Annotated in this window: 27 protein-coding genes; 22 read left to right on the top strand and 5 right to left on the bottom strand. The window is 58.6% G+C overall.

Translation table 11 applies throughout. The features are described from left to right. Positions 1 to 55: 55 nt before the first annotated feature. Together ACYQ54_RS24570 and hemB are read right to left on the bottom strand one after the other, a co-directional pair. A complete protein-coding gene (locus ACYQ54_RS24570) occupies positions 56 to 1,306 on the bottom strand; it encodes a threonine ammonia-lyase (protein WP_460087213.1) in 1,251 nt (416 codons plus the stop codon). Beyond that, a complete protein-coding gene (gene hemB, locus ACYQ54_RS24565) occupies positions 1,303 to 2,298 on the bottom strand; it encodes a porphobilinogen synthase (RefSeq protein ID WP_460087259.1) in 996 nt (331 codons plus the stop codon). Before hemB ends, ACYQ54_RS24570 begins: the two co-directional genes overlap by 4 nt. Before the next feature lie 274 nt (positions 2,299 to 2,572). Here hemB and ACYQ54_RS24560 point away from each other — a divergent pair, with 274 nt between their 5' ends. From ACYQ54_RS24560 to thiL, 14 genes are all read left to right on the top strand, one after another. Next, positions 2,573 to 3,712, top strand: coding sequence for an isobutyryl-CoA dehydrogenase (locus ACYQ54_RS24560; protein WP_460087211.1), 1,140 nt, complete (start codon positions 2,573 to 2,575; stop codon positions 3,710 to 3,712). Between the two features lie 53 nt (positions 3,713 to 3,765). Then, positions 3,766 to 4,803, top strand: coding sequence for an enoyl-CoA hydratase/isomerase family protein (locus ACYQ54_RS24555; RefSeq protein ID WP_460087210.1), 1,038 nt, complete (start codon positions 3,766 to 3,768; stop codon positions 4,801 to 4,803). Positions 4,804 to 4,826: 23 nt separating this feature from the next. Then, complete coding sequence (locus ACYQ54_RS24550; RefSeq protein WP_460087209.1) at positions 4,827 to 5,246, top strand: DUF6163 family protein; 420 nt, start codon at positions 4,827 to 4,829, stop codon at positions 5,244 to 5,246. A gap of 100 nt (positions 5,247 to 5,346) precedes the next feature. Next, positions 5,347 to 6,237: a 3-hydroxyisobutyrate dehydrogenase gene (gene mmsB, locus ACYQ54_RS24545; protein ID WP_460087207.1), complete on the top strand. Its 891-nt coding sequence runs from the start codon at positions 5,347 to 5,349 to the stop codon at positions 6,235 to 6,237. Positions 6,238 to 6,390: 153 nt separating this feature from the next. Further along, the gene (gene ldtR / locus ACYQ54_RS24540) at positions 6,391 to 6,906 is read left to right on the top strand and encodes a transcriptional regulator LdtR (RefSeq protein WP_023003802.1); all 516 of its coding nucleotides are present in this window, start codon (positions 6,391 to 6,393) and stop codon (positions 6,904 to 6,906) included. A 436-nt stretch (positions 6,907 to 7,342) separates the two neighbouring features. Next, entirely contained in the window at positions 7,343 to 8,569 is a 1,227-nt protein-coding gene (locus tag ACYQ54_RS24535) for a L,D-transpeptidase family protein (protein ID WP_460087205.1), read from the top strand. A 128-nt stretch (positions 8,570 to 8,697) separates the two neighbouring features. Next, a complete protein-coding gene (locus ACYQ54_RS24530; RefSeq protein ID WP_460087204.1) occupies positions 8,698 to 8,925 on the top strand; it encodes a DUF6898 family protein in 228 nt (75 codons plus the stop codon). A 407-nt stretch (positions 8,926 to 9,332) separates the two neighbouring features. Further along, on the top strand, positions 9,333 to 10,643 hold the full coding sequence (glyA, locus tag ACYQ54_RS24525) for a serine hydroxymethyltransferase (RefSeq protein WP_460087201.1): 1,311 nt from the start codon (positions 9,333 to 9,335) through the stop codon (positions 10,641 to 10,643). A gap of 28 nt (positions 10,644 to 10,671) precedes the next feature. After that, positions 10,672 to 11,148 (top strand): transcriptional regulator NrdR, encoded by a 477-nt coding sequence (gene nrdR / locus ACYQ54_RS24520; RefSeq protein WP_460087200.1) that lies wholly within the window; start codon positions 10,672 to 10,674, stop codon positions 11,146 to 11,148. Positions 11,149 to 11,168: 20 nt separating this feature from the next. Then, positions 11,169 to 12,293, top strand: coding sequence for a bifunctional diaminohydroxyphosphoribosylaminopyrimidine deaminase/5-amino-6-(5-phosphoribosylamino)uracil reductase RibD (gene ribD / locus ACYQ54_RS24515; RefSeq protein ID WP_460087198.1), 1,125 nt, complete (start codon positions 11,169 to 11,171; stop codon positions 12,291 to 12,293). A gap of 1 nt (position 12,294) precedes the next feature. Continuing rightward, complete coding sequence (locus tag ACYQ54_RS24510; protein ID WP_460087197.1) at positions 12,295 to 12,906, top strand: riboflavin synthase; 612 nt, start codon at positions 12,295 to 12,297, stop codon at positions 12,904 to 12,906. 157 nt (positions 12,907 to 13,063) lie between these two features. Further along, on the top strand, positions 13,064 to 13,513 hold the full coding sequence (ribH, locus tag ACYQ54_RS24505; protein WP_460087195.1) for a 6,7-dimethyl-8-ribityllumazine synthase: 450 nt from the start codon (positions 13,064 to 13,066) through the stop codon (positions 13,511 to 13,513). 5 nt (positions 13,514 to 13,518) lie between these two features. After that, entirely contained in the window at positions 13,519 to 14,040 is a 522-nt protein-coding gene (gene nusB / locus ACYQ54_RS24500) for a transcription antitermination factor NusB (protein ID WP_460087194.1), read from the top strand. A 2-nt stretch (positions 14,041 to 14,042) separates the two neighbouring features. Further along, positions 14,043 to 15,041 (top strand): thiamine-phosphate kinase, encoded by a 999-nt coding sequence (gene thiL / locus ACYQ54_RS24495; protein WP_460087193.1) that lies wholly within the window; start codon positions 14,043 to 14,045, stop codon positions 15,039 to 15,041. Between the two features lie 26 nt (positions 15,042 to 15,067). On the opposite strand, the gene ACYQ54_RS24490 is transcribed toward thiL, so the two are convergent. After that, on the bottom strand, positions 15,068 to 15,856 hold the full coding sequence (locus tag ACYQ54_RS24490; RefSeq protein ID WP_460087191.1) for a peptidoglycan-binding protein: 789 nt from the start codon (positions 15,854 to 15,856) through the stop codon (positions 15,068 to 15,070). A 378-nt stretch (positions 15,857 to 16,234) separates the two neighbouring features. Between ACYQ54_RS24490 and ACYQ54_RS24485 the strand changes: the two genes are divergently transcribed. Both ACYQ54_RS24485 and ACYQ54_RS24480 read left to right on the top strand, forming a co-directional pair. Beyond that, positions 16,235 to 17,458, top strand: a complete 1,224-nt coding sequence (locus ACYQ54_RS24485) for an MFS transporter (RefSeq protein WP_460087190.1) — start codon at positions 16,235 to 16,237, stop codon at positions 17,456 to 17,458. A 219-nt stretch (positions 17,459 to 17,677) separates the two neighbouring features. Next, positions 17,678 to 19,813 (top strand): sodium-translocating pyrophosphatase, encoded by a 2,136-nt coding sequence (locus tag ACYQ54_RS24480; protein ID WP_460087189.1) that lies wholly within the window; start codon positions 17,678 to 17,680, stop codon positions 19,811 to 19,813. 66 nt (positions 19,814 to 19,879) lie between these two features. On the opposite strand, the gene ACYQ54_RS24475 is transcribed toward ACYQ54_RS24480, so the two are convergent. Further along, positions 19,880 to 20,317: an outer membrane protein assembly factor BamE gene (locus ACYQ54_RS24475; protein WP_460087187.1), complete on the bottom strand. Its 438-nt coding sequence runs from the start codon at positions 20,315 to 20,317 to the stop codon at positions 19,880 to 19,882. A 38-nt stretch (positions 20,318 to 20,355) separates the two neighbouring features. Between ACYQ54_RS24475 and ACYQ54_RS24470 the strand changes: the two genes are divergently transcribed. From ACYQ54_RS24470 to ACYQ54_RS24445, 6 genes are all read left to right on the top strand, one after another. Further along, positions 20,356 to 20,979, top strand: a complete 624-nt coding sequence (locus tag ACYQ54_RS24470) for a ubiquinol-cytochrome C chaperone family protein (protein WP_460087185.1) — start codon at positions 20,356 to 20,358, stop codon at positions 20,977 to 20,979. Positions 20,980 to 21,033: 54 nt separating this feature from the next. Beyond that, positions 21,034 to 21,606 carry a YceD family protein gene (locus ACYQ54_RS24465; RefSeq protein ID WP_460087184.1) on the top strand — a complete coding sequence of 191 codons (573 nt, stop codon included), beginning with the start codon at positions 21,034 to 21,036 and terminating at the stop codon, positions 21,604 to 21,606. Between the two features lie 214 nt (positions 21,607 to 21,820). Continuing rightward, positions 21,821 to 22,885, top strand: coding sequence for a phosphate acyltransferase PlsX (gene plsX / locus ACYQ54_RS24460; protein WP_023003817.1), 1,065 nt, complete (start codon positions 21,821 to 21,823; stop codon positions 22,883 to 22,885). After that, a complete protein-coding gene (locus ACYQ54_RS24455) occupies positions 22,882 to 23,859 on the top strand; it encodes a beta-ketoacyl-ACP synthase III (protein ID WP_460087181.1) in 978 nt (325 codons plus the stop codon). Before plsX ends, ACYQ54_RS24455 begins: the two co-directional genes overlap by 4 nt. Positions 23,860 to 24,000: 141 nt before the next feature. Next, the gene (locus tag ACYQ54_RS24450) at positions 24,001 to 24,315 is read left to right on the top strand and encodes an integration host factor subunit alpha (protein ID WP_023003819.1); all 315 of its coding nucleotides are present in this window, start codon (positions 24,001 to 24,003) and stop codon (positions 24,313 to 24,315) included. Between the two features lie 20 nt (positions 24,316 to 24,335). Then, on the top strand, positions 24,336 to 24,935 hold the full coding sequence (locus ACYQ54_RS24445) for a MerR family transcriptional regulator (protein WP_460087180.1): 600 nt from the start codon (positions 24,336 to 24,338) through the stop codon (positions 24,933 to 24,935). A 15-nt stretch (positions 24,936 to 24,950) separates the two neighbouring features. Here the strand turns inward: ACYQ54_RS24445 and ACYQ54_RS24440 are convergent, their stop codons facing one another. After that, positions 24,951 to 26,360 (bottom strand): hypothetical protein, encoded by a 1,410-nt coding sequence (locus ACYQ54_RS24440; RefSeq protein ID WP_460087178.1) that lies wholly within the window; start codon positions 26,358 to 26,360, stop codon positions 24,951 to 24,953. Positions 26,361 to 26,464: the final 104 nt, after the last annotated feature.

Raw genomic sequence — 26,464 nt, 5'->3', positions numbered from 1 at the left:
AGGATGATGTCGGCGTGTGGTTGGCTTGAATTGGAGGGAAGTGTGCGGCGGCCGCTCAATCCATCCGCTCGCCGATTTCCAGGTAACGCACCACAAAGGCACGTTCACGCAAAGCGGCGACGATACGCTCGCCATGCGGGCGGTCGAAGGCTTCGAAAGTGACATCCAGCGTCGCACCCTTGGCGGGGACGTTCAGGAACAGGCGGTGGTGTTCGACATCGACCACGTTGCCCTGCATGTCGCCGATCACGGTCGCGATTTCACCGAGTACGCCCGGCCGATCCGGGGTATCGATCCGGATTGAAACGAGTTTGCCGTCACGAGCGAGTTCGCGAACCACGATCTTTGACAGCAGCCGCGGATCAATGTTGCCGCCGCACAGAACCAGACCAACCCTCTTGCCGGCAAAGCGCTCCGGATCTGTCAGCAATGCCGCAAGGCCGGCGGCACCGGCGCCTTCGGCAATGGTCCGCTGCAAGGTCAGGTAGGCGTTGATCGCACGCTCGATGCTGCTTTCCGGAACGAGCAGAATATCATCGACGGTCTTCTTGATGACTTCGGTTGTCAGAACGCCGATATCGCGCACCGCGATGCCTTCGGCAATGGTCGCGCCCTCGCAGCGCACGTCCTTGCCGTAGAAGGCTCCCCACATGCCGGGATAAAGCGTGGTCTCGACGCCGACCACTTCAACGGACGGCTTGATGGCCTTGGCTGCAGTGGCAATGCCTGCGATCAGCCCGCCGCCGCCCACAGGCACGACCAGGACATCGAGATCCGGCTGCTGGGCGAGCATTTCGATACCAATTGTTCCCTGGCCATGAATGACATGGGCATCGTCATAAGGGTGCACCCAGACGAGATTTTTCAGCTCAGCCAGCCTGTCGGCTTCTTCTTTTGCCTCGGCCAGCGTGTTGCCGGCCAGAACGACTTCTGCCCCGTGGTTACGGGTTGCCGAGATTTTCACGAATGGCGTCAGGACCGGCATGACGATGGTTGCCGGTATGCCGAGGCGTCCAGCGTGATAGGCAACACCCTGCGCATGGTTGCCTGCGGAGACCGCGATCACGCCGCGTTTCTTTTCATCCGCCGTCAGGCTCGAGAGCTTTACCAGCGCACCGCGTTCCTTGAAGGCGCCGGTAACCTGCATGTTTTCGTATTTCACGAAGACATCGGCTCCGGTGAGCTGCGAGAGCCGCGGCGCAGGCAGGCACGGGGTTTCTATCACTGCACCCTTCAAAAGGGCAGCAGCTTCCTCAACCTTCCCGAATGTGACGTCGTCTGCGGGATTGGTCCCGGCGGAGGTCATTTCCCGCCTGCCAGCATTTCGGCCACCTTGGGTGCGAAATAGGTGAGGATGCCGTCGGCGCCGGCGCGCTTGAAGGCAAGCAGGCTTTCCAGCATTGCCTTGTCGCCGTCCAGCCAGCCATTTGCAGCCGCGGCCTTTATCATCGCGTATTCACCGGACACCTGATAGGCGTAGGTCGGAACCTGGAACTCGTCCTTGAGCCGCCGGACGATGTCGAGATAGGGCATACCGGGCTTCACCATCACCATGTCGGCGCCTTCGGCGATGTCCAGTTCGGTTTCGCGCAGGGCTTCGTCCGTGTTGGCCGGGTCCATCTGGTAGGTGCGCTTGTCGCCTATCAAGGTGCCGGACGAGCCGACCGCATCGCGGAACGGGCCGTAGAAGGCAGAGGCGTATTTGGCCGAATAGGCCATGATCTGCGTTCCGCGAAAGCCTTGGGAATCGAGCGCCTGACGGATAGCGCCAATGCGGCCGTCCATCATGTCGGACGGGGCGATCACGTCCGAACCCGCTTCCGCCTGCACCAGGGCCTGACGGCAGAGCTGATCCACGGTTTCGTCGTTCAGAATCGTTTCTCCCTCCATCAGCCCGTCATGGCCGTGGCTGGTATAGGGATCCAGGGCGACGTCGGTCATCAGACCAAGGTTGAGCCCTTCCGCCTTGATGGCGCGCAAGGCGCGGCAGGTCAGGTTGTCCGGATTGAGTGCTTCGGAACCGGTTTCATCACGCAGACCAGGATCGGTGTAGGGAAACAGTGCAAGCGCCGGAATGTTCAGCTTCGCTGCTTTTTCAGCGTCGCGCACGGCCTCGTCCACCGACAGGCGGACGACATCAGGCATGGACGGTACGGACTGACGGACATTCTCGCCGTCCACGAGGAAGATCGGCCAGATCAGGTCATCGACCGTAAGATTATTTTCGCGCACCAGACGGCGCGACCAGTCGCTCTGGCGGTTGCGGCGCATGCGTGTGCCGGCCAGGAGCGTGTCCATGTGTTCGGAGGTGATCGGCGGGAGGGGAGATTTTGACGGCATCGGCCCTGTCTGTTCGCTAGTCGACTTTGGGAGGCTTATTCTGATCGAAGTGCGCCGCCAATCTATCACGCAGATTGACGCAATCCAACATTCTGTAAAATAACTGAATTTAATAAAGAAAAAGAGATTGTTTGACGTTCGCGTCAAATGTGCTTTAGTGCTGCCGCGAAGATAGGGCGCAGACCTTTCGGGAGGAGGGAGCGCGCCGCCACCGCTTGAGGGAGGATAACCCGTGGACTTTTCACTGAACGAAGATCAGCGCGCCTTTCAGGACATGGCGGCAAGTTTCTCGCGGGATGAACTGGCACCTTTTGCCAAGGAGTGGGACGAAGAAAGTCATTTCCCGATTCCCACCCTGCGCAAGGCGGCCGAACTCGGATTTGGTGGCATCTATGTGAGAGAGGATGTTGGCGGCTCGGCACTGACCCGTCTGGACGCGACACTTATCTTCGAAGAACTGTCCAGGGGCTGCACTTCGACGGCGGCCTATATCTCCATTCATAATATGGTGGCCTGGATCATCGACACCTACGGGTCGGAAGACCTGCGTCAGAAGTATCTGTCGCGGCTCTGCACCATGGAGCTGCTTACAAGTTACTGCCTGACCGAGCCGGGGTCCGGATCGGACGCAGCAAGCCTGCGCACCAGCGCCAGGGATGATGGCGATCACTATGTTCTCAACGGCTCCAAGGCGTTTATCTCCGGCGGCGGTGTCAGTGATCTGTATGCGGTGATGGTCCGCACGGGCGGCGAGGGCCCGTCTGGTGTTACCTGTCTTCTGGTCGAGAAAGGCACACCCGGTCTCAGCTTCGGCGCCAACGAGGTGAAACTCGGCTGGAAAAGCCAGCCGACGGCTCAGGTCAACTTTCAGGACTGCCGGGTACCGAAGTCTAACCTGATCGGTTCGGAAGGGCAGGGTTTCAAGATTGCCATGGCGGCGCTCGACGGCGGCCGGCTCAATATCGGCGCCTGCTCAATGGGCGCAGCGCAGGCCTGTCTCGACCATGCCTTGGCCTATGTTCAGGAACGCAAGCAGTTTGGCCGGCCGATTGCCGACTTCCAGGCACTTCAGTTCCGTCTCGCGGATATGGCAACCGAACTGGAAGCTGCCCGCCTGCTGTTGCACAAGGCGGCCTCTGCGGTGGATGCCAAATCCCATGATGCCACCAAACTCGCGGCCATGGCCAAGCGTCTGGCCACCGACACCGGTTTCAAGGTGGTCAATGAAGCGCTTCAGCTTCACGGTGGCTACGGCTATCTGCGCGACTATCCGATCGAACGCTATTTCCGCGATGTGCGGGTGCACCAGATTCTGGAAGGCACCAACGAGATCATGCGGCTTATCATTGCGCGGCAACTTCTGAAGGACTGATCGAGTTTTCCGATCCACTCCTTTGAAACGACTCTTCTTTTTGCGAGGCGCCCGTGAGCGACGAGATTCTTTTCCAAAAGCGCGGCAAGGCCGGGTTTGTCATATTGAACCGGCCGAAGGCGCTGAATGCGATCAACCATGCCATGGTTCTGGCGATGGCCGAGCAATTGTCGCGCTGGGCGAATGATCCGGAAGTCGCTCACATCGTCGTCACGGGGGCGGGCGACAAGGCCTTTTGCGCAGGTGGCGACATTCGCAGCATCTACGATGCCCGCATGAGTGGTCAGACGGACGGATTGAGTGCCTTCTTCCGCGACGAGTATGTTCTCAATGCACAGATCAAGGCTTATCCCAAGCCCTACGTTGCCCTGGTCAACGGGATCGTCATGGGTGGCGGGGTCGGGGTGTCGGTTCACGGGAGCTATCGTATCGGGACGGAAAAGACGCTGTTTGCCATGCCTGAGACCGGGATCGGGTTTTTCCCCGATGTCGGTGGAACATTCTTCCTTCCACGCATGCCCAAAAACAGCGGTGTTTACTGTGCACTCAGCTCCGGCCGCCTGAAGCAGGGCGATGCCCTGGCAACGGGTGTCCTGACCCACGCCGTTTCGGAGGCAAGCCTGGCGGATCTGGAGCAGGACCTGGAAACTGCGGACGACATTGGCGCTGCCCTTGCTCCGCACCTTGTCTCGCCGGACAAAGGTCCTGTTTCGGAAAATCTCAACCTGATCGCCGACGCCTTTTCGGCGTCTTCGGTGGAAGACATTCTGTCGCGCCTGGATGCCTCGGACAAGGAATTCGCCGCAAAGACGGCTGCCACCATCCGTCAAAAATCCCCCACGAGTGTTCTGATCGCGTTCGAGCAAATGAAGCGGGGCGGTCAGCTTTCCTTCAATGAATGCATGAAGCTTGAGTATCGTATCGTCTCGCGCATTCTGCAGGGCACGGAATTCTACGAGGGCATTCGCGCCGTGCTGGTCGACAAGGACCAGACACCAAAATGGTCGCCTTCCCAGTTTAGCCAAGTGGACAGAGCCGAGCTGGCGTCGTATTTCGAGGAACCCGCTGACGGAGACCTGCCGCTCAGCTGAGTTCAACCTGACCCGGACAGCACATGATTACCAGCTTTCAGGACCTGATCGAATCCCGCCCACCCTGGAGCACGTTGCTGATCTGGTATCTGCGCGGCATCGCGATCATCCTCATCGCTGGCGGCGTCATCTATTGGGCCCGCATCATTGGCATCGTGGAATGGCGCGGCCTGTGGTTCTGGGACATGCCCGTAGCCATGCAGGGTGCCATCGTCTTTTTCGCCGTTCTGGATCTTGTGGCTGCGACCGGCCTCTGGCTGACCGTGTCCTGGGGCACGGTCATGTGGATATTCCGCTGTTTCTGCCAGATCGTCATGCACACCGCCTTTTCCGATCTCTATGGCCGCCGTCCATACGAGATCGCATTCTATCTGCTGACAATTGCGATCTACGCCGGACTGGCCTTCCTGATGGACAGGGAAAACAAGGCCAATTCAAATTGATGCCAGTTGAATCAGTTTTTGAAGAGGCTGGGCCAGCGCTTCAAGACGGCCAGCCAACAGATTCAAAACCAACACGAAATCTTTTTGGGAGGAAACCATCATGAGCACTATCGGATTCATCGGCCTCGGCAACATGGGTGGCCCGATGGCGATCAATCTTGTGAAAGCCGGACACAAAGTCCTCGGCTTCGATCTGTCTGATACGGCCATGGCGGCGCACGAGAAAGAGGGCGGTGAAAAGGCTACCGGTGTCGCCGAACTGGCTGCTGCCGCCGATGTGATCGTGACCATGCTGCCCGCCGGCAAGCACGTCCGCCAGATCTATGAAGGCGAGGGCGGCATTCTGGACAATGCCAAACCTGGCACATTGATGATCGATTCCTCCACCATCGACGTCGACAGTGCCCGCGCGGTCAGCGCCGCTGCCGAGGCCAAGGGCATGAAGATGGTCGACGCTCCGGTCTCCGGCGGTGTTGCCGGTGCAGCCGGCGGCACGCTGACCTTCATGGTCGGCGGCGCAGATGAGGCGTTCGAGGCTGCCAAGCCGTATCTCGACATCATGGGCAAGACCATTGTTCATGCCGGTGATGCGGGAACCGGTCAGGCAGCGAAGATCTGCAACAACATGATCCTCGGCATTTCCATGATCGCCGTTTCGGAGGCATTCGTGCTCGCCGAGAAACTCGGCCTGGACAAGCAGAAGTTGTTCGACATCTCCTCGACGGCGTCGGGCCAGTGCTGGTCCCTGACATCCTACTGCCCGGTGCCGGGTCCGTTGCCGTCTTCGCCGGCGAACCGGGATTATCAACCTGGGTTTGCAGCCGCGATGATGCTCAAGGATCTAAAACTTGCTCAGGAAGCAGCAAATTCGGCCGGCGCGGCGACGCCTTTGGGCGCGGAGGCCGCGGCGCTCTACTCACTTTTCTGTAATGCGGGTGGCGAAACCCAGGATTTCTCTGGGATTGTGAAGTTCCTGCGCGGAACATCATGAACAACAGATTAAAGGGAAGTCTAAAACGGCCCTGAGAAGTTAACGGATGATTCAGCGTGTCTCTTAAGCGGATTTTAGAATCGCTCGGTTAGATTGCGAAACAAGGCGGGAAAATATCCGTCGAAAGACAGGTACTATAAGAGGCGCAATCACATGATCACCGCAAGTAGGGCAGTAGACGCTGTTGCACAGAGTGAAGGGGAAGAGCTTGAGATCAAGCCGCTTTACCTGGAGGCTCTGACACTCGTTGAGAGACTGCATCGGCGTCTGCTCGACGTCATCAAGGACGAATTCGACCGCATGGGCCGTTCCGACGTGAACAGTGTACAGGCTCTGTTGCTGTTCAACATCGGCGACAGTGAACTGACGGCCGGTGAGCTGCGCACACGCGGCTACTACCTGGGGTCGAATGTCTCCTACAACCTGAAGAAGCTGGTCGAGACCGGTTACATCCACCATCAGCGTTCGCGCATGGACCGTCGGTCCGTCCGCGTCAGCCTGACGGAAAAGGGACGGGAAGTCGCCAAGATCGTGAACGATCTCTACGAGCGTCACATGCTGTCCGTGGAACAGGTCGGCGAAATCGGTCCGCAGGACTTTGTGGCACTGAACAAGTCCCTGCGCCGCCTGGAGCGGTTCTGGACCGACCAGATCCTCTACCGTCTGTAAGACGTTCGCGGTACTTTCAGATGACAAGGCACCGCCCATCGGGCGGTGCTTTCTCTTTTTGAGCCCCCAGGCTGCGGAGTTCACGCAAATTTGCACGGTCAAAAGTCCGTGCGGCGAGAACCAAAGCTATGGTGTCGCCAGTTTCGTCTGTTCAGATGCCGTTGACATCTTGTGGTCACATTGGAATGGCTTTGTGCAGGTCTCCTGAATCCGAGATGGTTAAAAAATCAAGCGATTTGTTAACTCCCTTCCGCTAGGACTGGGAGCAGGAACCGCCGGGGTCGCCCTATTGCATTGGCTAAACCCCGCGTACATGAAAAAAAATTGCGCTTAATGGTGCAGCAACATGGGGTCGGCGATGAACCTTTTATCCGGACCGTTCGGGATAAAGTGTCACTGGAAGTGGACTGCTGGAAAAACGCTCAAGAGCTTGATCATGCTCGGGGTCGTGACGCCGGCCATGGTCGCGACTGGTGCTCAGGCACAGACGGTCCCGATGACATTCGCCCAGAACCAGCAGGTTGAATGGGCAGATAATTTCGACATCGCAACGGAGCACATCACCGAGGTGAAGTCTTCCGCGCCGACGTTGTCGCCGCAAACTGCCGATTACATTGCCGCGGCCATCGACCGCTATCAGCGCATCGTCCAGGCCGGTGGCTGGGGAACGGTGTCTTCCGGTGGCAAGGCCTTGCGCATCGGTGCCAAGGACCCGCGTGTTGTCGAATTGCGCCGCCGCCTGATCGTTTCAGGTGATCTTGAGCAGCAGGCCGGCCTGTCCGACACCTTCGATTCCTACGTGGACGCAGGTCTGCGGCGCTTCCAGCTTCGTCACGGCCTGATCCCGGACGGCGTGATGGGCGACAGCACCGTGACCGCGTTGAACATTCCGGCCGACGTGCGCCTGCGCCAGCTCGAAACCAACATGATCCGCATGCGGTCCATGTCCGGTTTCCTCGGTGATCGCTACGTGATGGTCAACATTCCGGCGGCGGAGATCGAGGCCGTTGAAAACGGCATGGTCCGTTCGCGCCATACGGCTGTCGTGGGCAAGATCGATCGCCAGACGCCGATCCTCAACAGCAAGATCTACGAGTTGAACTTCAACCCGTACTGGACGGTGCCGAAGTCGATCATCCGCAAGGACCTGATCCCGAAGATGAAAGAGGATCCGCAGTACCTTGCGAAGAACAACATCCGCATTTTCGACTGGAGCAACAACGAGCTGAACTGGCAACAGATCGACTGGAACACGGATGAAGCGACACAGTACCGCTTCACCCAGGATCCGGGCTCGGAAAACTCCCTCGGGTCGGTGCGTATCAACTTCCATAACAAGCACCAGGTCTATCTGCACGATACGCCGTCCAAGACCCTGTTCGGTGAAGCGAACAGGTTCCACTCTTCGGGCTGCGTGCGCGTACAGAACGTGCGTGAGCTGGTGACCTGGCTGCTGCAGTCGACAACCCCGGACTGGGATCGCGGCCGTGTCGATGGCGTCATCCGCACCGGTGAACGGGAAGACGTGAAGCTGAAATCGCAGATTCCGCTCTATCTCACCTACATCACCGCCTGGGCGAATGCCGACGGTGTGGTGCACTTCCGCGATGATATCTACGATCGTGACGATCTCTACGGGACGGGCGACCAGGCTCGCCTGTAAAACTATATCTTCGTCAAGTAATTGTTTCTTGTCTTGAAACGTCGGCCTTGATCGGGCCGGCGTTTCATGGATTCTAGCTCCATTCGCAGACCTGTTCGAAGACAGGGTGCTGAATCGGGAGAACGGCAATGAGTCGCGACGAGCGGCCTGGTGAAATCTATCTTGAATTCCGGCCCATCGGTCAGCAGGTCAAGGTCACTGCCATTGACGCGGCTACCGGCTTTGAAGTGTCCGTCTTCGGGCCGGCTTCAGCGGCTCAGGAAGATCTGAAGCGGATTGCAGTTCGAAAACTTCGCCGCCGCCTTGAGCAGGAAGCCTTGATCGCGCAGAACAGGCCTGACCCAACCCTTTATTGACGGTCTGCTTTAAGTCTCTGCCTCAGCAAGAGAATCCGACAAAACAACTATCCATTTAAATCGTTTTGAGAAAAACAGCGCGACAGAAATCTCTCCAAGAGAATTTCCAGATGGCTCCCGCGTATTATTTTGGTTCCGGACAAATGAACGGCGCTAAAGGCAGGCTCTGTTACAAGTGAAACTTGTTTGCTTGTAAGTGGAGTACCGGTTCCAGGTAGGGAGAACTTGATTTCTTCAAGATCTGGCAGCTGTGTCGTTTTCCAAACTGGACGCGTCGGTATGCCCCTTGGTTCTGACCGGGGGGTGTGTTAATTCCTCGCCTCACACAGGCATGACGGTCGAAAGCGTCCTTCTGGATATTGGCCGCCGATGCTCCTGATCTATCAAAAGAACACAAGGATGGCGCTATGTCTTTGATGGAAAGCTCCGATCAGTCCCTGCAGTCCGGTTTCTTCACCCGCAGCCTCGCCGAGGCCGATCCGGATATCTTCGACACGATCGGCAAGGAACTCGGCCGTCAGCAGCATGAAATCGAGCTGATCGCTTCGGAAAACATCGTTTCCCGCGCAGTGCTGGAAGCACAGGGCTCGATCTTCACCAACAAATACGCCGAAGGCTATCCGGGCAAGCGCTACTACGGCGGTTGCGAGTTCGCGGATATTGCAGAAACGCTGGCAATCGAGCGGGCGAAAGAACTGTTCGGCTGCCAGTTTGCCAACGTTCAGCCGAATTCCGGCAGCCAGATGAACCAGGCCGTGTTCCTGGCCCTGCTGCAGCCGGGCGACACCTTCATGGGCCTGGATCTGAACTCCGGCGGTCACCTGACCCACGGTTCTCCGGTCAACATGTCCGGAAAATGGTTCAACGTTATCTCCTACGGTGTGCGCGAAGACGACCACCTGCTGGACATGGATGAAGTCGAGCGTCTTGCCAACGAACACAAGCCCAAGCTGATCCTGGCTGGTGGCACCGCCTATTCCCGTATCTGGGACTGGAAGCGTTTCCGCGAAATCGCCGACAGCATCGGCGCCTATCTGATGGTCGACATGGCGCATATCGCCGGTCTCGTGGCTGGTGGTGTCCACCCGTCGCCGGTGCCGCACGCCCACGTCGTCACCACCACCACCCACAAATCCCTGCGCGGTCCGCGTGGCGGCATGATCCTCAGCAACGACGAAGCGATCGCCAAGAAGATCAATTCGGCTGTTTTCCCTGGCCTCCAGGGCGGCCCGCTGATGCATGTGATTGCCGCCAAGGCTGTGGCTTTCAAGGAAGCGCTGCAGCCGGAATTCAAGGCGTATGCCCGTGCGGTTACGGAAAATGCCAAGGTGCTGGCCGAAGTTCTCAAGGAACAGGGCCTCGACATCGTCTCAGGCGGTACCGACAACCACCTGATGCTGGTGGATCTGCGTCCGAAAAACGCCACCGGCAAGGTTGCCGAAAAGTCTCTCGGCCGCGCCAACATCACCTGCAACAAGAACGGCATTCCGTTTGATCCGGAAAAGCCGTTCGTCACCTCCGGCGTACGTCTCGGCACACCGGCTGCGACGACCCGTGGCTTCGGCGTTGCGGAATTCCGCGAAGTCGGCATGCTGATCACGGAAGTGTTGGACGGTTTGAAGGCCGCAAACAGTGAAGAGGGCAACGCGGCAGTTGAAGCGGCAGTCAAAGCCAAGGTAGAAGCACTGACGGCCCGGTTCCCGATCTACGGGGGCTAATCGCGGGCTCGGTCAGGAGCTTTAGAACATGAGATGTCCGTTTTGCGGCGGCGAGGAAACCCAGGTCAAGGATTCCCGCCCAACCGAGGACAATACCGCCATCCGTCGCCGCAGGATCTGCAACACCTGCGGCGGCCGGTTTACGACTTTTGAGCGCGTGCAGCTGCGCGAGCTCTTGGTTCTCAAACGCTCCGGGCGCCGTGTTCCTTTCGACAGGGAAAAGCTGATGCGGTCTGTGCAGATCGCGGTGCGCAAACGGCCCGTCGATCCGGACAAGATCGAACGAATGGTTTCCGGTATCGTCCGCCAGCTGGAAAGTTCCGGTGAGACGGAAATCACTGCGGAAACCATTGGCAATCACGTCATGGAAGGCCTCAAGGCCATCGATGATGTCGCCTACGTCCGTTTCGCCTCCGTTTACAAGAACTTCCGCGAGGCAAAGGATTTCGAAGCTCTTCTGGATGAGCTGAGCGATCCGGACGGACACCCGCTGAAAAACACCTGACCTGCAAATTCCGGTTCTTCATGTCCGAGCTTTCAAATCTTGATGCCCGTTTCATGGCGGCAGCCGAACGTCTTGCCCGTCGCGGGCTGGGCCGGGTGTGGCCAAATCCTTCCGTTGCCGCGCTGATCGTCCGTTTTGAAGATGGTGCCTCCGTTGTTGTGGGCAGGGGCGTAACGTCGCGTCCGGGCATGGCGCACGCGGAAGTCAATGCTCTGAACCAGGCGGCCGAAAAGGCGCAAGGGGCGACCTGCTACGTCACCCTGGAGCCATGTTCCCATTACGGTCGGACACCGCCCTGCGCAAAGGCGCTGATCGAAGCTGGCGTGAAACGCGTTGTCGTCGGAATGCTGGACCCGAACCCGCGCGTCGCCGGGCGTGGTGTCGCCATGCTGCGTGATGCTGGCATAGAGGTGGAAGTGGGTGTTCGCCAGAAGGCCATGCTTGCGCTCTATCGCGGCTTCACGTATCGGCAATTGAAGCAGCGCCCGGTGGTCTTCCTGAAGCTTGCGGTTTCCCGCGACGGATTCATCGGCAGGGCAGGCGAAGGGCAGATCAAGATTTCCGGCCCCCTGTCGATGCGCAAGGTTCACGGATTTCGCGCAGAATGCGATGCCATCCTGGTCGGCTCCGGTACGGCACTCGCCGATGATCCTCAACTGACCTGCAGACTGCCGGGATTGGCGGACCGCTCGCCCGTGCGCGTCATCATTGACCGGTGCGCCCGGCTGCCGCTGACGTCCAAACTGGTGCAGACCTGCGTGGACGTGCCTGTCTGGCTTGTCTGCAGCAATACGGCGGATGCCGACAAGGTCGCGGACCTGGCGGCGGCAGGCGTCAACGTGATCCGGGTACCGGCGGAAGAGACCGGCATCAAACCCTCGGTTATCCTCAGCGCACTGGCTACACGCGGCATAACGCGTGTGATGGTGGAAGGCGGCTCCCGCCTGGCGTCCTCTTTCCTGGCGGCAGAGCTGGTGGATGACCTGTGCGTCGTCACCGGCGATATCGTGATCGGCGATGGCGGCATACCGGCTCTGCACGGACTCGACCTTGCAGATGTTCTGAAAGACCCCAAATTCGAGCGGGTCGACGCCGGCCGCTTCGGTCCCGACAGTTTTGTTTACCTCAGACGGCGCGGAGCCTGACATGTTCACCGGAATTGTGACCGACCTGGGCGAGATTCTCGCTATCGACAAGATCCCTGCCGGAATGCGGACCAGAATCCGCACTGCCTATGACACGGAGAGTTTCGACATCGGCGCTTCGATATCCTGCGCCGGGGTCTGCCACACCGTGACGGCCAAGGACAATGGCTCCAACGGCAACTGGTTCGAGGTGGAATCGGCAGCCGAAACCCTTGCACTGACCAACGTTGCTTCCTGGAAGACCGGCCAGAAACTCAATCTGGAACGCTCCCTGACGATGGGCGCCGAACTGGGCGGCCATCTTGTCCTTGGCCATGTCGACGGACTGGCGACGGTGACCAGGCGTGAAGACCATCCGGATTCGGTCTATTTTCAGTTCGAGGCCCCCGAGGAGGCGGCTCCCTTCATTGCCAAGAAGGGATCGGTCGCGCTCGACGGCACATCCCTGACGGTCAATGAGGTTGACGGTCTGCTTTTTTCCGTCTTCCTGATCCCGCACACACTCGAAGTCACCACCTGGTCGGACCGGCACGTCGGCGACAAGATCAACCTGGAAGTGGATATGATGGCTCGCTACGCTGCCCGCCTTGCGGAATTCTCCAAGACCGGGTAGGGGACGGTCCCAACACCTTCGAAAAGAGCTAATATCGTTTGCCGCCTTAACCACGGGACGACATCGTCGCCGGGATATCGTGGTCCTTTACGAATGAGACTGGACAAACCGGGGCAGACGTGGTTCCTGTCGCGGCCTTACATAGGAACGAAAACCCATGAGCGCTGCACCGAAACTTCTGATCATCGAAGCCCGTTTCTACGCGGATCTGGCCGATGCTCTCGCCGAGGGAGCGATCAAGACCCTGGAAGCTGCCGGCGCAAGTTATGACAGGATTGCCGTTCCGGGCGTGCTGGAAATTCCGGCGGCTCTGTCCATGGCCCTGACGGCGATGGAAAACGACGGTGAGCTCTATGACGGCTTCGTTCTGCTGGGTGTTGTCATCCGCGGCGAGACCACGCATTACGACATTGTCGCCAATGAATCGAACCGCGTGATCATGGATCTGATCGTGGATGCGGATCTGGCTGTCGGAAATGGTATCCTGACCGTTGAAAACGATGAGCAGGCTTGGGCTCGCGCGAAGGTGGACGACAAGGACAAAGGCGGTGCGGCTGCCCGTGCTGCCCTCGACATGATCGCCCTGCGCGAGCGTCTTGGAGTATAAGAAGAATGACCGGAAAGGCCGACCCGGAAAAACCGGCTGGTAAAAGTGTGCGACCGGCCAACAAACGCGGCGTGGCTCGTCTTGCCGCCGTGCAGGCCCTTTATCAGATGGACGTGGGTGGTGCACCGCTGACCAGTGTGGTCAGCGAATTCACCGCCTTTCGTCTCGGCAAGGAAATCGACGGCGAGCAGTACCGCGAAGCCGACGAGCAATGGTTCAAGCAGATCCTTGCCGGTGTGGTGGAAGACCAGAAGTTTCTGGATCCCTACATCCACACCGCGCTGGTTGAAGACTGGCCTCTGAAGCGGATCGACAGCCTGCTGCGGGCGATCCTTCGGTCCGGTTCCTACGAGCTGCTGCGCCGCAAGGACGTCCCGGCCAAGGTGATCATTTCCGAATATATCGACGTCACCAAAGCCTTCTTCGAAGACGATGAGCCCGGTCTCGTCAACGGTGTCCTCGACCGTCTCGCACACGAACTGCGCAACGGTGAACTTGAGGAAAAGAAAACGGACGGCGCCTCCTGATCATGGGCGCTGACCGGCCAGGCGAGTTCGAGCTGATCCGGCGTTTCTTTGCCCCTTTGGCAAATGACCCGGGCAGCCTCGGTCTGACCGACGATGCCGCGGTACTGACACCGCAGCCGGGATATGATCTCGTTCTGACCAAGGACGTGCTGACAGCCGATATTCATTTCTTCGCTGAAGATGCACCGGAGGCGATCGCCGCCAAGGCCTTGAGGGTCAACCTCTCCGACCTTGCGGCGAAAGGCGCGCATCCGCGTGGCTATCTGATGGGATTGTCTCTGCCTTCCGACTGGACGGTCGATTGGCTGGAACGGTTCTGCAACGGACTGGCTGCCGATCAGGCTGCCTATGATTTTCAGTTGCTCGGCGGCGACACCGTCCGGTCCGGCAACGGGCTGCAGGTGTCCATCACCGCGATTGGCGAGGTCGAAACCGGACGGGCAGTTCGCCGTTCCGGCGCGCGGGCAGGGGATCTCCTGTTTGTCACCGGAACCATCGGTGATGCTGCAGCCGGTCTTCAGGCCCGCCTCAACCCTGCCTTCTGCCGCGAGCACGATCTGACCGAGAGCGAAGAAGCGCACATTCTGGACCGCTATCTGCTGCCGAGACCGCGCACACGACTTGCTGATGCCGTAGTTGGTTACGCGTCGGCATCCATGGATGTGTCTGACGGCTTGTTGGCCGATTGTGCGCATATGGCCAGGGCTTCGGGTCTGGATCTGATAATCGAACTGGACCTGGTTCCGCTTTCACAGGCACTCGCCCACCTCAAGGTCAAGACGCCCGAGGAATTTGTCCGTTGCCTGAATGGTGGCGACGATTACGAGATCCTGATGGCAGTGCCTGAAGAACTGGCCGGAACGTTGAGCCGCGTAGCTCAACTGGCCGGGTGTCCTGTCACGCAGATCGGCTACGCACGCTCCGGTGAGGGAACTCTTCAGCTCATGGAGGCCGGCCAGCCAGTGGACTACGGCCGTTTTGCGGGTTTCAGCCACTTCTGATCCTTTCCAGGTCAATCCTTGGAAGGTTACCAGGCCGCCGGTGTTCGATCCGGGATCCAGGTGATGGCCCTTCCCCCCACGTGTTCACCGTCCACGAATTCTCCGGCCTGAATACCCGCAATCCTGAGAAACCTGGAATGCGGGATCCTGGCTGGATCCATGACCTGGATGCCGGGCTCCGATCCGGTTACCCCCGCGCCCCACATCACCACGACATGTCCGACATGGCGGCGATCGCTAAACACGCCGAGAAGCAGCGGCCCATGCTCCTGCAGCCTGCTTGCGCAGAACTCGGCGTAGAAATTCTCAAAGGGTTCTTCTATCGGTGTCAGGCCAAGACGGTCTTGCCATTGGGTCTGGCCCAGGGGGATCCGAAGTCCGCCGCCGAATGGGTTGGGTAGGTTGAAGCCAAACTTCTGTGTTGTCGGAGGTGTCGCCCCTCCCAATGCGACGATCCGGTTCAGGATGTCGATCTGGTTCCGGTTCCTGAGAGTTGGTCTCGTTTCGAGCCAGCTTTCCGATGATGCAGCCCAGCACCTCATCGAAAGGTTTTGGCCGACATCGCGTGGCCGAGGTGTCAAGGTCGCGATTTCCCGTTTGAACAGGACCGCATTTGTAAACTCGCCGACGACACCATCGACATAAAGAAAGAAGTCCTTTTGAAGTTGAATCACGGCGTCTTTGGTGTTTTTTCCGAAATCGCCGTCTGGAACGAGTGGCTTCCTTCCTTCGTCTTTGAAAAATTTATTGAGCTCTTTTTGTATTCTTTCTACATGGCTGCCTTTGCTGCCGTACTGGGCAATAATACGTCCCATGATAAGTACTCCTTGGAGTGTAATCAGGAATAAGTGCTTGTATTCAAAATAAAATTCCTGACCCCAACGGGCCGAAAAATGGATGCCTGTGGTCGTCGCCAAAGTTCAGGCGATGCGATCAAGGGTTGTCTGAAGCCGTTTGGATTGTCATCGTCAACGTTCCAGGCGAGGGTTTTCCTCAAGAATGACTATCGCTAAAATTGAAGAGATTCGATGATGCACATCACGTTTTTGAGAATGGCAGGGCGCTGCGTGAGCCCTGAGAACACCGACGCGTTCCGGATGTTGGCAAGTTGCGAATGAAACCTTCGGTCTTTCGCGTCCAGTCGTCGGCATGCTATGTGGCATGCAAACTTTTGCCTTCCTGAAAGTATCCAAATGACCGTGACGACCCCCGATAGCTTTGTCGACGACAGTCTGGCAAAACGAAACGCGCTGCTTTTGGCTCTGGCACAGGCGATTGGCGGCGCTTCCGCGTCAATCGTGATCGCAACCGCCCCCCTGGTCGGCTATGCGATGCTTGAAACGGACAAGTCGCTGGCAACCTTGCCGGTGTCGGCCATGGTTTTGGGAACCGCTTTCGGAACCATTCCTGCCGGTATGATCATGCGCCGTTACGGCCGACGAACCGGTTTCATGGGGGCGGCTCTGCTTGGCACCATATCGGGACTTCTGGCGGCCTTCGCGGTTTTCCAGGACGAATTTCTGCTGTTTGCCCTTGGGTGCTGCATTAGCGGATTTGCCGGTGCATTCGTCCAGCAGTACCGCTTCGCGGCAGCCGATACGGCAAGTGATGCCTTCAAGCCAAAGGCTATCTCCTGGGTGCTTGCAGGGGGCGTTCTGGCAGGGGTGGTCGGTCCGCAAACGGTTATCGCCACCAAGGATCTGTTTTCGCCGATCCTGTTTGCCGGAACCTATCTGGCACAGGCAGGGTTGTCTCTGGTCGCCTTTTTCCTGGTGTCCTTCCTTCAAATCCCTAAGCCCCCTCGGCAGAGCCATGCCCAGGCAGGCGGACGCCCGTTGCTGCAGATCATGACGCAGCGCCGTTTTGTCGTCGCGGCTGCCTGCGGTATCTGCTCCTACGCGCTCATGAGTCTGGTGATGACAGCAACACCGCTGGCAATGATTGGCTGTGGCCTTTCGGAAAACGATGCCACGCTTGGCATCCAGTGGCATGTGCTTGCCATGTTCGGCCCGAGTTTCTTCACGGGCAATCTCATCGGCCGGTTCGGCAAGGAGCGGATCGTGTCCATTGGCCTCTTGCTGCTGGCCGGATGTTCGATCGTCGCACTCATGGGTGTCGACCTTGCCAATTTCTGGATCGCGCTGATCCTGCTCGGCCTCGGCTGGAATTTCGGCTTTATCGGCGCCACAGCCATGCTGACCGATACCTACCGGCCCGAAGAGAGGAACCTGGTACAGGCGGTGAACGATTTTCTCGTTTTCGGCTTCGTTGCTGCGGCCTCGTTCTCCTCCGGAGCGTTGTTGAACGTCTATGGCTGGAACACGGTCACAACGCTGGTATTTCCATTTGTGGTGCTGTGCATCGGCTTGCTTGTATGGCTCACAGTTGCGGAAAGAAGAGCGGATACAACCGTTTAAAGTACCTTCGAATTTCCATTTCGTCAGCGCAGCATAAATACTGCGCTGCACCAAACAATACCGTAACGGAAGTGGTAAATTAAACAATGTAAGAGCTTGACGAAGCGCTCCGCTTTGCTGCTATCGTGTTGGTCCCTCACGTCGAGGAATTGGTGTGAAGGGCCGTCAGGCGGCAAAAAACGACAAGAAAATCAGTCCGCCGCAGCTTTGGGAGGAAGTATGATCGAGCTTGTCGTCATCATTTGTGGCCTCTTGTCCATTGCCTATGGGGCGTGGGCCATCCAGTCCGTTATGGCAGCGGATGCCGGGAACGCGCGTATGCAGGAGATCGCCGAGGCGATCCAGGAAGGGGCTAGCGCTTATCTCAATCGTCAATATACGACTATTGCCATCGTGGGGGCCGTTGTTTTCGTGCTCGCCTGGCTTTTGCTGTCCGGCACCGCGGCAATCGGATTTGCCATCGGCGCCATCCTCTCGGGAGCTGCCGGATACATCGGCATGATGGTTTCCGTCCGGGCCAATGTCCGCACCGCTCAGGCGGCCAGCCAAAGCCTCGGGGCAGGGCTGGAAATTGCGTTCAAGGCCGGTGCAGTCACCGGCCTTTTGGTTGCCGGCCTCGCGCTTCTTGGTGTTGCCGTCTATTTTGCCATTCTGACCGGCATGATGGGCTACGACCCGACCGACCGTACCGTGATCGACGCACTTGTCGCGCTTGGCTTCGGTGCGTCTCTCATATCCATCTTTGCCCGTCTCGGCGGCGGTATCTTTACCAAGGGTGCCGATGTTGGGGGTGATCTGGTCGGCAAGGTCGAAGCCGGAATTCCGGAGGACGATCCACGTAACCCGGCCACGATTGCCGACAACGTCGGTGACAATGTCGGCGACTGTGCAGGCATGGCTGCCGACCTGTTCGAAACCTACGCGGTGACGGTTGTCGCCACTATGGTTCTGGCGTCGATATTCTTCACGAGCAGCCAGGCCATCGACCTTATGCATCTGCCGCTGTTGATCGGCGCAAGTTGCGTGGTGACGTCCATCATCGGCACGTTCTTCGTCAAGCTCGGCAGCAACAACTCGATCATGGGGGCACTCTACAAGGGTTTCATCGCCACGGCGGTCCTGTCCGCGGTTGCATTGGCGATCATCATCTTCGGCTGGATCGGGGCAGGTACCGAATTCACCACGTCAGGCGGAACGACCTTCACCGGGTTCGACCTGTTCGTCTGCGGTCTCGTGGGGCTGGTGGTGACGGGGCTGATCATCTGGGTGACCGAATATTATACGGGTACCGAGTACCGTCCGGTCAGGTCCATTGCCCAGGCGTCGGTCACCGGCCATGGCACCAACGTGATCCAGGGCCTTGCCGTCTCACTTGAGGCAACGGCCTTGCCGGCATTGATCATCATTGCCGGTATTCTGGTGACGCACGCCTTCGCTGGATTGTTCGGCATCGCGATCGCGGTGACGACGATGCTGGCGCTGGCAGGCATGGTCGTTGCTCTGGATGCGTTCGGGCCAGTGACGGACAACGCCGGTGGGATTGCCGAAATGGCAGACCTGCCCGCTGAAGTGCGCACGACAACGGACGCACTCGATGCGGTCGGCAACACCACCAAGGCGGTCACCAAGGGCTATGCCATCGGCTCCGCGGGCCTCGGGGCGCTGGTGCTCTTTGCGGCTTATACGGAGGATCTGAAATTCTTCTCCAGCAAAGCTGAAGAAGGCTCGATCTTCCACGGCATCGACGTGAGCACGCTTTTCACCTTGTCCAACCCGTATGTGGTGGCCGGTTTGCTGTTCGGCGGTTTGCTGCCCTATCTCTTCGGTGGCATCTCGATGACCGCCGTCGGCAGGGCCGCAGGCGCGGTGGTGGAGGAAGTCCGCCGCCAGTTCAAGGAAAAGCCCGGCATCATGCAGGGCACCGAGCGGCCGGATTACGGTCGGGCGGTCGACATGCTCACAAAGGCGGCGATCCGGGAAATGATCATTCCCTCGCTGCTGCCGGTGCTGTCGCCTATCGTGGTGTTCTTTCTGGTCAAGGCCGTTGCGACACCGGCGGACGCCTTCGCAGCGCTCGGGGCGATGCTTCTCGGTGTGATCGTGACCGGTCTCTTCGTGGCAATTTCCATGACCGCCGGTGGCGGTGCCTGGGACAACGCCAAGAAGTCCTTCGAAGACGGTTTTACCGACAAGGACGGCGTGACCCACCAGAAGGGCAGCGAAGCGCACAAGGCATCTGTGACAGGCGATACGGTCGGCGATCCCTACAAGGACACAGCCGGCCCGGCGGTGAACCCGATGATCAAGATCACCAACATCGTGGCCTTGCTGCTGCTGGCGATCCTGGCGCACTGACACTTGCGAAAAAAGAAAGCCCCGGCCGATGGCCGGGGCTTTTTCCATTAGACCGTCTCTCTGACCTCAGAGGCCGAGGCTCGGGTTGGCAGCCCCGCGCAGGATCTGCGTCAGGAAGCCGTAGTCGGCGCCGCCCGTGCGGGTCTTGCGGGTAACGATGTCGACAATCTTGCCGTCTTCAAGCGAGTAGTTGCCGAGATCCTGGACGTAACCGTCCTTGTCGAAGTAAACCGCGACCACGCGCTGCTCGACGATATCCGGAGCCATGAAGGCGGTCGTGGCCGTTTTTTGGGAGATGTAGTAATAGGCGTCGCCGTTGAGACTGGACGTCGTCGACGGGGTTCCCAGGACGAGCTCAACCTGTTCTCGGCTGGAGCCGACCTGGACCTGGTTGAGCATGTCGCTGGTGATGACGTGTCCATGCGTATAGGTGGAGGTGAAACAGCCGCCGAGCGGTAAGGTGACCAGAAGCGGAAGGATCAGGGCGCTTGCCTTGAAGTTCATCTAAGAATTCCCGTTTCGCCAGACCGGTCTGGCTGCTCTTGAATTTCGTTGCTTGGCAAATTCACTATCGTGGGATAGGGCACAAGGCAACACCTGACTTAAAAGGAGATGCCATGCTGTTTGGCCTGTTCCGCCGTCGAAACCGCGATGCCGAGCACAAGGTTTATTGTGAAATCGTGGCTCAAGCACGGCAGCCGGTCTTTTACACCGACTTTCATGTGCCCGATAGTGTCGACGGCCGGTTTGACATGATCGTGGCCCATGCGGTGCTGTATTTCCGCCGTATGCGCGGGGAGGGGAAGTCGGTAGCCGAGTTCACGCAGAACGTCTTCGACCTGTTCTTCCTGGACATGGATGCCTCCTTGCGTGAAATGGGCGTCAGCGACACGCGTGTGCCGAAGAAAGTGAAAGTCATGGGCGAGGCTTTCTATGGACGTGCCGATGCGTATATTCCTGCCATCGAAACCAAAAACGTCGATGAGCTGGCAGAAGCGCTCGGCCGCAACATCTATCCGGATACACCGGAGCCGGTCGCGCAAAAGCGTTTGGCGTACTATATGCTCGAGGCAGCCGAAAGCCTCGACGGACAAACGGTGGAAGAGCTGAAGAACGGGACGATCGTCTGGCCCGATCCTGATAAATTCAAGGCATTGCCGGTCTGAGAGCCAAGCCGGCGGTGACGTGGCCGCGATGAAGGTGCCAAGGTAAGAACAAGAATGACAAAAGAGACTTTTCCCTACTCCTACAAGGTCAACGCCGCCCGCGTTGTCGACAAGGACGAGCGAGTCACGGTCAGTCCGGATGAAGCTGCTCTGAAGGCCATCGCGAAGACCTATGAGCTCGACGGCATTCGCGACCTCAAGGCGGACTTCACCCTTAAGCCCTATCGCAAGGCGGGCCTGCGTGTTGTCGGGCCATTGACCGCAATGCTGGAACAGACCTGTGTCGCATCGCTCGAGCCCTTCGAAAGTCGGCTCAGAATTGACGTGGACCGCACCTTCGAACCCCAGTCCAGCCGCCCGCGCAAGGTAAGCGATCTCAATGATGACGGCGAGATTGAAATAGACCTGGAAACGCTCGACCCGCCGGACGTCATCCTCGACGGCGTTCTCGACCTTGGCGCCGTGATCTGCGAAGAACTTGCACTTACGCTTGACCCTTTTCCGCGCAAGCCTGGTGTCGAATTCCAGGGGAGAGACGGCGAAGACGAGAGCGTCGAGGACGAGCCCGAGGCAAAACCTTCTCCCTTTGCCGCGCTGCAGGCGCTCAAGGATCAGCCGGATAACTGATATCCATTGTATTCACGGTTGCCGGAACGGTAAGGACTGGGTCTTCATGCAGGTTTTCAACGTCAGAACACTTCGCGATCAGGAAAACGGTTGTCAGTCTTGCCAAAACCGTTATGTTCGCGCCCGTTCTAGGCCCTTGCCGGACCTACAGGACTTTGTCTGGAAGCACCGCTCGGTGCTGTTCTTGGTAGCGAAACGTCAAAAGACCTTCTAGATGGCGAAAACTATTCCGATTTCTCTGGATGCCATGGGTGGCGATCATGGGGCTGACGTCGTCATTCCCGGGGCGGAAATCGCGCTCGTCCGTCATCCCGATATCCGTTTCCTGCTGTTCGGCAATGAAAAGGTCGTGCTTCCCCTTCTGGAAAAATATCCAAGGGTGCGCGACGCTTCGACCTTTCATCATTGCGACGTCTCCATTGCGATGGACACCAAGCCAAGCCAGGCGCTGCGCCAGGGCCGCTGGCGGTCATCCATGTGGCGGTCCATCGAAGCCGTAAAGACCGGCGATGCCTCCGTTGCCGTTTCTGCCGGCAACACCGGCGCCCTCATGGCCATGTCGAAATTCTGCCTGCGCACGATGGCCAATATCGAGCGCCCGGCGATCGCTGCCATCTGGCCGACGATGCGCGGCGAATCCGTCGTGCTCGATGTTGGCGCAACGATTGGCGCCGATGCGCAGCAGCTCATCGACTTCGCCATTCTCGGCGGCGCCATGGCGCGTGCGCTTTTCGGCGTCCAGAAGCCGAGTGTCGGCCTGCTGAATATCGGCGTGGAAGAGGTCAAGGGCCTGGAAGAGGTCCGCACGGCCGGCCGGCTCCTGCGCGAAACGCCGCTGCGTTCGCTGCATTATGCCGGATTCGTCGAAGGCGACGATCTGGGCAAGGGCACGGTCGATGTGGTCGTGACAGAAGGCTTTGCCGGTAACATTGCGCTCAAAACTGCTGAAGGAACAGCCAAGCAAATCGGCAGTTACTTGCGTTCGGCCATGAATCGGACCTTTATGTCCAAAATCGGCTATCTCTTCGCCAAAGGCGCCTTTGATCTGCTGCGCGAGAAAATGGATCCGCGCAAGGTCAACGGCGGCGTATTCCTGGGATTGAATGGCATCGTGATCAAAAGTCACGGCGGGACGGATGCCGAGGGCTATGCCTCGGCCATCGACCTCGCCTATGACATGGTCAAAAACGAACTGACACACAAGATCGCCCAGGATCTTGTGCATTATCATCGAGGCCGCTTCGCTGAAGCCGCGCCGACATCGGAAGGTGATTTGTGAGCGTAATCCGTTCCACCGTAACCGGCTGCGGAAGCTACCTGCCGGAAAAAATCCTGACCAACGACGATCTCTCCAAGATGGTCGACACATCTGACGAATGGATCGTTCAGCGCACCGGCATCAAGCAGCGCCATGTTGCCGCCGAAGGCCAGATGACCTCGGACCTTGCCCTGGCAGCTGCCAGGCGGGCCCTGGAGAGCGCCGGCCGGGACGCCCAGGAAATCGACACCATCATTCTGGCGACCGCCACCCCGGACAATACCTTTCCGGCAACCGCTGTTACTGTACAGGCCAATCTGGGCATTTATCACGGAGCCGCATTCGATGTGCATGCGGTTTGCTCCGGTTTTGTCTACGCCCTGACAACAGCTGATGCCTACATTCGCGCCGGGCTGTCGAAGCGATGCCTGGTTATCGGTGCGGAAACCTTCTCTCGCATTCTCGACTGGACCGACCGGACGACCTGCGTTCTCTTTGGTGACGGCGCGGGTGCCGTTATCGTGGAGGCCGCGGAAGGTGAGGGCACGACGGCGGACCGGGGCGTTCTCACGTCGCACCTGCGCTCCGACGGACGCCATAAGGAAAAACTGTTCGTTGATGGCGGCCCGTCCTCGACCCAGACTGTTGGCCACCTTCGGATGGAAGGCCGCGAAGTCTACAAGCACGCGGTCGGCATGATCACCGACGTGATCGAAGACGCCTACAAGGCCACGGGCACGACATCGGAAGACCTTGACTGGTTCATTCCGCACCAGGCCAACAAGCGCATCATCGATGCCAGCGCCAAGAAGCTTGGTATTGCACCGGAGAAGGTCGTGACGACCGTCCAGCTTCACGGCAATACCTCGGCAGCGTCCATTCCGCTTGCACTGGACACCGCCGTCAGGGACGGACGTGTCAAAAAGAACGATCTTGTGATGCTCGAGGCGATGGGCGGCGGATTTACCTGGGGCTCTGTCCTGTTGCGCTGGTAAGCCCTGCCAAACTTCCTACGACAAATCTGATTTCGACCAAGAGTTCCGGTTGACCGGCTCGCCGCAAGGCCGTACCGTATGGCCCTGCAGCTGAGTTCTTGTGCAAAATCAGCCAGATGATGGCGACGTTGAGGAGGGGTTATGGGCAATCGGACTATTACCCGCGCTGATCTGTGTGAGGCCGTTTATCAGAAAGTGGGTCTGTCCCGGACCGAGTCTTCTGAATTGGTCGAACGCGTTCTTTCTGAAATTTCCGACTGTCTTGTGACCGGAGAATCAGTAAAATTATCAAGCTTCGGGTCGTTTGTGGTTCGCTCCAAAGGGGAGCGTATCGGCCGCAATCCGAAGACCGGCGAGGAAGTACCTATTTCACCACGCCGCGTGATGGTGTTCAAACCGTCCAACGTATTGAAACAGCGGATCAATGATGCGCTGACAGGACAGGCCAGCAAATAACCAGAAAACAATAAGACCGGATGAGCTCGCAGGAAAAAAGCCCCGACGCCTTTCGTACCATCAGCGAAGTCGCAGAAGACCTGGATCTGCCGCAGCACGTGCTGCGCTTCTGGGAAACACGGTTCTCGCAGATCAAGCCGCTGAAGCGGGGTGGCGGCCGGCGGTACTACCGTCCGGACGACGTCGAGCTTCTGAAGGGCATTCGTCATCTGCTCTACGGCGAGGGCTACACGATCAAGGGCGTGCAGCGTATCCTGAAGGAGCAAGGGCCGCGGTTTGTCATGCAGATCCGGCATGAGGACATGTCGGCCTTGCAGGCCGTAGCCGCCGCTGAACCGGCACCTGCGGAAGCATCACCTGCTCCTGCCGCGATCTCTCACAACGGTCAGCACGAAAGCCACAACGGACCATTGCCAAGTGGTGTTCTGGCCGACGATGCGCCGGATCCAGCTGCCGCTCATGGTCATGGTCATTTCAGCATCCTCGGCCGCTTGCGCGGTGAAAAACCGTCACAGGGCGCGGGGGCTCACTCGTCAGTGACCAAGGAAGACATTCGCCGTCTGCAGGCGACACTCTTCGAATTGCTGGAATGCAAGCGTACCCTGGATCAGGCTCGCTGACCGCGGCGTTCCGTCTTACTTGCCGGCCTTGCGTTTGAAAAGTTTTGCCAGGAAGCCACCCTTCTTGCCGGCTCCTTCCGCGGGGTCGGTCGAAACCTGGACCTGCTTGACGAAATCGCGCAACTCGGCAACCGACATCCGTTTCGAGGACGGCAAAACCGGTCTGGAACCTCCGGTTTCCGTCGATCTGGAGCTTGGCACCGCGTAGACCTTTTCAACTGGTGGGTCGACCGGGATCGGGGCGGTTTGAGGCTGTTCCGTGTAGACTTGCTTCGCGGACGTATCTGCTAGCTCAGGTAGCTCTCGCGGCTCTGGCATCTCTGGCAATTGCTGCGCTGAGGCCTCTTGCTCCAGCTCCTTCATGTCCCAGGCTTCGTCCGTTTCAGGCAGAAGGTTCTTTTCATTCAGTTTCTGCAGCCGCTCCAGGATAGCGGCATCCACCGGATCGTGCGGATCCAGATTGGCTTCACTGTCATCGTGTTGGCTGGTCTCAGCACCGCCGTTGTCTTTGCGTACGTACACCGTTGGCTCATCTTCACGAATGATGCCGTACTGGGGATTATGGACGACCTTGAGTTCGATCTTGCTCAGTCGGTCATCGCCTTGATCGTGGTAGATCACCTGGATCTTTTCGTTTTCGTCGCGGCCGAACAGGTCCCCGTCAGCAGTCAGGCGATCGTTTTTCCTGGTGAGCTTCGAAAAGGCGACGATGACTTCGGCAAGATAGTTGGGGGGCAACCTGCAGGGCAGGACTTCCACCTGATACCCGGTCAGCCACTGGGTGCCCATCCCCACGATGCCGATCAATTGCTCTCCGGTTTCCCGATCCTGTTGCCAGTAGGGATTGGGCAGCAGGTACAGATCGTCGAAGTTAGAAGCACGGGCGAGGGCTGAGAAGGCGTCCGGTTTCAGAAGGAAGCTGCTCGGCACCCAGAGCACGGCATCTGGCTGCGATCTTTCGACGATGACCGCCGTGATCAACCTAGCGATTTCCATCGCCTGCAAGGTTTCCTCGACGTCGCAGAAGGCAAGGGTCTCCGCTCCGGAAAATGCCTCCAGGTTATCGGGTAAGGCATCGGTTGGAAGCAGGCTTTTCTTTACCGAAACCTGGGTGCAGGCCGCGACTTCGTCCATCAGGGCCGCAGCTTCCGGAAAGGTTGATTGAGCATAGAACGTCTCAAGAGAGGCGTCGATGTGCAGGTTGTGTTCAAAGGGAGCGGACTGGGTGACAAGGATGTGGAACTTGCCGCACAGAAAGCGCTTGTCGAGGTCGTCGGAGGTGTTCAGAAGCTGGCAGGCACTCCGCGGCACACCGACCTTCTCCGCGACCGCCACAATCACCGCCGCCACCTCTTCACCGTCAAGTGGCCGGTAGTGCTTGTAGAGGATCTGGGAATCCACGCTTGGAAGCGGATGCGTTTTCAACGGATAGACCACACTGATTGGCACAAAACAAAAGAAGGTTAGGCAAGTTTGATGAAAAAGGCATTATCGCCGTGCATGTCGCTTGCTGTAACCAGGTCCTGCAT

The sequence above is a fragment of the Roseibium sp. LAB1 genome, assembly GCF_054658235.1.
This window is presented reverse-complemented; position numbering and strand designations above follow the sequence as displayed.

What these genes read in the sequence shown, in the direction of transcription:
- ACYQ54_RS24570 (WP_460087213.1), bottom strand. Translation starts at nt 1,306, where the DNA reads ATGACCTCCGCCGGGACCAATCCCGCAGACGACGTCACATTCGGGAAG.
- hemB (WP_460087259.1), bottom strand. Translation starts at nt 2,298, where the DNA reads ATGGACACGCTCCTGGCCGGCACACGCATGCGCCGCAACCGCCAGAGC.
- ACYQ54_RS24550 (WP_460087209.1), top strand. Translation starts at nt 4,827, where the DNA reads ATGATTACCAGCTTTCAGGACCTGATCGAATCCCGCCCACCCTGGAGC.
- mmsB (WP_460087207.1), top strand. Translation starts at nt 5,347, where the DNA reads ATGAGCACTATCGGATTCATCGGCCTCGGCAACATGGGTGGCCCGATG.
- ldtR (WP_023003802.1), top strand. Translation starts at nt 6,391, where the DNA reads ATGATCACCGCAAGTAGGGCAGTAGACGCTGTTGCACAGAGTGAAGGG.
- ACYQ54_RS24535 (WP_460087205.1), top strand. Translation starts at nt 7,343, where the DNA reads ATGCTCGGGGTCGTGACGCCGGCCATGGTCGCGACTGGTGCTCAGGCA.
- ACYQ54_RS24530 (WP_460087204.1), top strand. Translation starts at nt 8,698, where the DNA reads ATGAGTCGCGACGAGCGGCCTGGTGAAATCTATCTTGAATTCCGGCCC.
- glyA (WP_460087201.1), top strand. Translation starts at nt 9,333, where the DNA reads ATGTCTTTGATGGAAAGCTCCGATCAGTCCCTGCAGTCCGGTTTCTTC.
- nrdR (WP_460087200.1), top strand. Translation starts at nt 10,672, where the DNA reads ATGAGATGTCCGTTTTGCGGCGGCGAGGAAACCCAGGTCAAGGATTCC.
- ribD (WP_460087198.1), top strand. Translation starts at nt 11,169, where the DNA reads ATGTCCGAGCTTTCAAATCTTGATGCCCGTTTCATGGCGGCAGCCGAA.
- ACYQ54_RS24510 (WP_460087197.1), top strand. Translation starts at nt 12,295, where the DNA reads ATGTTCACCGGAATTGTGACCGACCTGGGCGAGATTCTCGCTATCGAC.
- ribH (WP_460087195.1), top strand. Translation starts at nt 13,064, where the DNA reads ATGAGCGCTGCACCGAAACTTCTGATCATCGAAGCCCGTTTCTACGCG.
- nusB (WP_460087194.1), top strand. Translation starts at nt 13,519, where the DNA reads ATGACCGGAAAGGCCGACCCGGAAAAACCGGCTGGTAAAAGTGTGCGA.
- thiL (WP_460087193.1), top strand. Translation starts at nt 14,043, where the DNA reads ATGGGCGCTGACCGGCCAGGCGAGTTCGAGCTGATCCGGCGTTTCTTT.
- ACYQ54_RS24490 (WP_460087191.1), bottom strand. Translation starts at nt 15,856, where the DNA reads ATGGGACGTATTATTGCCCAGTACGGCAGCAAAGGCAGCCATGTAGAA.
- ACYQ54_RS24485 (WP_460087190.1), top strand. Translation starts at nt 16,235, where the DNA reads ATGACCGTGACGACCCCCGATAGCTTTGTCGACGACAGTCTGGCAAAA.
- ACYQ54_RS24480 (WP_460087189.1), top strand. Translation starts at nt 17,678, where the DNA reads ATGATCGAGCTTGTCGTCATCATTTGTGGCCTCTTGTCCATTGCCTAT.
- ACYQ54_RS24475 (WP_460087187.1), bottom strand. Translation starts at nt 20,317, where the DNA reads ATGAACTTCAAGGCAAGCGCCCTGATCCTTCCGCTTCTGGTCACCTTA.
- ACYQ54_RS24465 (WP_460087184.1), top strand. Translation starts at nt 21,034, where the DNA reads ATGACAAAAGAGACTTTTCCCTACTCCTACAAGGTCAACGCCGCCCGC.
- plsX (WP_023003817.1), top strand. Translation starts at nt 21,821, where the DNA reads ATGGCGAAAACTATTCCGATTTCTCTGGATGCCATGGGTGGCGATCAT.
- ACYQ54_RS24450 (WP_023003819.1), top strand. Translation starts at nt 24,001, where the DNA reads ATGGGCAATCGGACTATTACCCGCGCTGATCTGTGTGAGGCCGTTTAT.
- ACYQ54_RS24445 (WP_460087180.1), top strand. Translation starts at nt 24,336, where the DNA reads ATGAGCTCGCAGGAAAAAAGCCCCGACGCCTTTCGTACCATCAGCGAA.